Genomic DNA, 4,457 nt, shown 5'->3' on the forward strand with positions numbered 1-4,457 from the left:
ATTATCGGATGCGAAACTCACATAGTCACCGGACTCCTACTCGGGGACCCAACCAGGAACCCCAACGACAAGGCCAATTCAGTCGCCAACCGTGGCAGTCGGTGTGCTGTAGTCTTTTACCAGAACACCAGCCACAAGGGTGCCGGCATTCGGTTCAATCGGCCAGCGAGTGGCGGAATCACGTCGGACCCCTACTTGAAAAACGGAGGCGGCTACAGCGAGACATCAGGCGCTAGCTCGAAAAACTTCCAGGATAAAATCAGTAGTCACAAATGGGTAAGGTGCTCGTGAAGACACTTAGTTCAAACCGCAACCGCTCGGCTGTGCGCCGGGCGGTTGCCCTTTTGGCCGTCGCGTTTCTGACAGCGGGTGTTGCTGGTTGCGGTAACGCAGACGACGAACAGACCGACAGCTTGGCGGGTATGACCTCGACTATCGACTACGAAGACGGATCGATAGAAACTCCGGGCCGACAACTGACACTCACATGGGACGAAGAGACGACAATCGGGTACGCCAACAGCATTGCGTCTTCAAAGTGCGCGGATAAACAAGGGATCGAGTATTCTCCCTACGATCGTCGCAACGAAATTTCGGAGAAAGCTTACACCGACATCGGCGTCTGGTCACCTACTCTAGCGGCGAAATATGGTTACGACTCCCTCCCCGATACAGAAGCCAAAGACAATGTCACTAGTGAGCAACTCTCCGAAGATGACATAGCTGTTCTCCGGGACTGTGCGACCAGTGATCCTTCCGTGAAGCAGTTCTCCGAAGTTGAGAACGAGTTCGCTAACGAAATCCAGCCCACCTTGGTCGATAACACTGTCGTTAATGACGAGGCACGGGAAGAAATTCGGCAAACTTGGGTTGACTGCATGGACTCTAAGGGAATCAAGATAGACGGAGAAGGATTCATCCCGTCTGGGGTCTCCACGATGGATGAAGAGGAAGCGATCAAGACGGCCCTAAAGGACGTCGATTGCAAGGAGTCAACCAAATTTGTTGATGCGTGGGCTGCCAATCTCTGGGAAGAGCAAAAGCAATATGTCACGAAGCATGCTTCGGAATATCAGGAGTTCCGATCACGAGCTGTTCCAGTACTAGAGGACGCAAGGCAAGTCATCAAGAGCTATGAAGGCTAATGGCAAATCACGACCACTTGGGTGGTTGAGTACACCACTGGGATTGGCCTCCGTTGTCGGATGTGTCCTCGCTATCGTCGGCTTCATGCTCGGCTATTTTCTCCGTGCTCCGCTTGATGATTTGAAAGACACAGACGAGCAAACTGTTACAGGACTCGCCAAAGTCGAAGAAAGGGCGCTGACCAGCGACACAACAATCGGCGGCAATGTCAGGCGCGGCAAGACGAGCGACATCACACTTCAAGCTAGCGAAGGCGAGCAGGTGGTGACTCGTGTCGAGGTGTCGAAGGGCGACGTGCTCAACTCAGGCCAACTGATCGCGATCGTCTCTGGGCGCCCAATTTTTGCCGTGAGCACAGAGTTTCCGCTCTATCGAAATCTCGACCTAGGAGACTCTGGCGACGATGTTCGCGAGCTGAACTCACTGCTCAGCAATCTTGGCAAGGCCTCCGCCCGGTCTGAGAAATTTACCCAGTCCACTCGCGATGGCATCGCCCAACTGTATTCCGGCTACGACCTTAAAGCTCCGTCATCCGGACAGGACGAAGTCAAGGAAGCACAGGCTGCGTACGACGAGGCGAAGTCAGATTCTGAGGTTGACGACGAAGAACGCCAAACGCTTCGTGAGCAGCTCGACTCCGCAAAAGCGAAGGCGGGAGTGCAGTTCAGACTCTCCGACTTTTATTTTCTACCATCGGGGAGCCCGAATATCGAGAAGATCGTCAAAAGAGGCTCGATCATCGATTCTGAAGAACCCGTGCTCGGGACCGTTCGCTCAGGTGAGAGCACGGTCAAAGCCCGCGTCGATCTGTCTCAAGCCGAGAAATTCGAAACAGGGACAGAAGTCACCGTGAGCACGACCGACAGCACGGTCAGCCAGGAGATATTCACAGTTAAAGAAATATCGGACTTCAAAGAGGCCAGCGGAGAAGACGACAAGATCCCTCCCGGCTACGATGTAACATTCGAATCTGAAGACGACTTCCCCGACGAACTTCAAGACGCTGCAGCCGTAAGCATCACGCTAGCGGGCGACGATAGCGATAAAAGCACCGCTATTCCACTAGTCGGGTTGCGAGAGGACCCTGAAGGAAACTACGTACTATTGCCGGGAGCCGACGAGAAGTGCCGTGTCAGCACTGGAGAAGAGGCATCTGGGTGGATAGAAGTATCCTCTGACTGCATCACCGTAGGAGACAAGATTGTCGTCGGCCCCTGATGAGTGAACCCATGGCCGTGTTCACTGACATTTCGAAGTCCTATGCCGGTCATCCACCTACTCAGGTGTTGACCGGTTTCAATCTCACCGTGTATCCAGGCGCAACTGTCTCAATTGTCGGCCCCAGCGGGTCAGGCAAGTCAACGGCTCTGAACATAATTGGCCTTCTCGACCGACCGACATCTGGTGTTGCCTCAGTGATGGGAGTGAGCACAGAAGAAGCTTCACCTCGAACAATTGACCGGCTCCGCGCTGATCACCTGGGGTTCGTTTTTCAGGACTCACACGTCCTGCCAGTACGAACATGTTCGGACAATGTTGAGCTAGCGTTGTGGGCTTCGCGAACTCCTCGGCACGATCGCCTCCAGCTTGTTGAAGATGCTATCGAGAAGGTCGGGCTTTCTCATCGCTTGCACCAACCGGCTCGAGTTCTCTCCGGTGGTGAACGTCAACGACTGGCTATTGCGAGGGCGATAGTGCGGGGCCCAGATATCATTCTGGCTGATGAACCCACTGGAAACCTTGACCCCGATAATTCGCAGCGCATCATCGACATGCTCAACGCTGAACGAGATCGTGGCGTTGCCGTCGTCATAATCACCCACGATCACCGGCTCGCAGAACAGTGCGATCGCTCGTACGAGTTAAGACACGGATCTCTCCAACAGCGGAGCACGCATGCGTGACCTGCTTCTTGATGTTGTCAGAGACGCAAACGCGAGACGCGTGAAAAGCCTCATTATCGTTGTCGTTGTCACCTTATCAATCGCCGGCCTCATTGCGTCACGAGTCGTCGCAGTCACGGCAGCAAACCAAATTGATGAGCAGCTCGCGGCTACAGCCTTAGATGAAGTTCGTGTTTACCAAGTTCACGACAGCTCCGCATCGGATGATACGGGCGCGACCGCCTCAAGTCTGGACCTACTTACCGAAGGATCCGCGGAGGCTGTGTCAACTATCTCTCATGTCAACTCCGCAACACGATACCTGCCTATCAGCCCCGGAGAACGAACGATTTCTCGTTTACCGGGCGGGCCAGAAGTTGAGGACGTGCGCGTGCTCGGTGTGGACGAAAGCTACTTCGGAGCCAATGATGTCGATCTGATTCCCGCCTCGATTGCAAAGACCTGGAGCAAGGCACCTGACGATAACATTGCACTAGTCGGTGCATCCGTCGCCAAGCAGCTCGGAATCGGCGCGCATAGCTACGATCAGACCTTCAGGTTTGGTATCCAAACGTTCACCGCAATCGGAATCGTCTCCAGCGAACGAGACCCAAAACTCGCCCAGTCGATACTTATCCCGCCACAAGTCGCTGAGGAGTTTCGGGACTACGACGATCACAGCGAACTCCTCGTGAGAACGGATTTGGGATTCTCGAGCTCGGTTGCGGCACTTGTTCCAGACCTTGCAGCTCCAGGTCAGGCATCGAAGATCGCTGCGTCCGGCGCTGAATCCCTTGGGGACCTGCGTAAGGGAGTTGCTACAGACGTCGACGGGCTTCTCATGGGCGTGGGAATCGTTCTTTGGATCCTCACTCTCTTGATCGTTGCCAACGCAACACTGTCATCAGTTATGGCCAGAACATCGGAAATCGGCCTAAGGCGCGCGATAGGCTTCTCTCGTGAACAAGTCGTGGTGAAGTTCCTTGTAGAGGGCGGGTTGCTGGGCTCGATAGGTGGCCTATGCGGCGTGGGATTCGGTGTCATCTTCGCGATCGGGATAACCGTGGCTCTTGGGTGGAATCCTCTTGTGCCGTTCTGGTTCCTCGTCGCGGGCCCTATAGCTGGCACTTTGACTGGAATCATCGCCTCAATTTACCCGTCATTGAAAACTGCAACCATTCGCCCAGCCGACGCAGTCCGCAGCGATTAAAGGGGCGATACAGTTCCCGCAGGTGGGAAACACGTACCTTCCCCCGGTGCTTGCGGTCGAGCTCCCAATTTCGCCGAAAGGTGCGGGGGAGCCTCGGGGGATCTTACGCGGCTGTGCCCTCTTGTAGGCATAGCCCAAGCTTCGCCCACAGGTGCGAGATATCCGGCTCATCGTAAATAAGAGTGTAGAAGCGGCCTGAAACCACCGGATTCGAGTAA

The 4,457-nt window shown here is 54.8% G+C and carries 4 protein-coding genes; all 4 read left to right on the plus strand.

Annotated elements, in window-relative coordinates:
- Nucleotides 1–272 precede the first annotated feature (272 nt).
- The 4 genes from INT29_RS19720 to INT29_RS19735 are packed head-to-tail and all read left to right on the plus strand — an operon-like array spanning nucleotide 273 to nucleotide 4,239.
- The gene (locus INT29_RS19720) at nucleotides 273–1,145 is read left to right on the plus strand and encodes a hypothetical protein (protein WP_193073252.1); all 873 of its coding nucleotides are present in this window, start codon (nucleotides 273–275) and stop codon (nucleotides 1,143–1,145) included.
- 25 nt (nucleotides 1,146–1,170) lie between these two features.
- Nucleotides 1,171–2,364, plus strand: a complete 1,194-nt coding sequence (locus INT29_RS19725; RefSeq protein ID WP_226831720.1) for an efflux RND transporter periplasmic adaptor subunit — start codon at nucleotides 1,171–1,173, stop codon at nucleotides 2,362–2,364.
- 11 nt (nucleotides 2,365–2,375) lie between these two features.
- Nucleotides 2,376–3,050, plus strand: a complete 675-nt coding sequence (locus tag INT29_RS20840; protein WP_081448687.1) for an ABC transporter ATP-binding protein — start codon at nucleotides 2,376–2,378, stop codon at nucleotides 3,048–3,050.
- Nucleotides 3,043–4,239 (plus strand): ABC transporter permease, encoded by a 1,197-nt coding sequence (locus INT29_RS19735; protein WP_069599443.1) that lies wholly within the window; start codon nucleotides 3,043–3,045, stop codon nucleotides 4,237–4,239. Before INT29_RS20840 ends, INT29_RS19735 begins: the two co-directional genes overlap by 8 nt.
- Nucleotides 4,240–4,457 lie beyond the last annotated feature (218 nt).

Origin of the sequence: Brevibacterium sp. FME37 (assembly GCF_014897485.1) — a bacterium.
Classification (GTDB): domain Bacteria; phylum Actinomycetota; class Actinomycetes; order Actinomycetales; family Brevibacteriaceae; genus Brevibacterium.

Coding starts and splice junctions, on each gene's coding strand:
- INT29_RS19720 (WP_193073252.1), top strand. CDS start 273: ATGGGTAAGGTGCTCGTGAAGACACTTAGTTCAAACCGCAACCGCTCG.
- INT29_RS20840 (WP_081448687.1), top strand. CDS start 2,376: ATGGCCGTGTTCACTGACATTTCGAAGTCCTATGCCGGTCATCCACCT.
- INT29_RS19735 (WP_069599443.1), top strand. CDS start 3,043: ATGCGTGACCTGCTTCTTGATGTTGTCAGAGACGCAAACGCGAGACGC.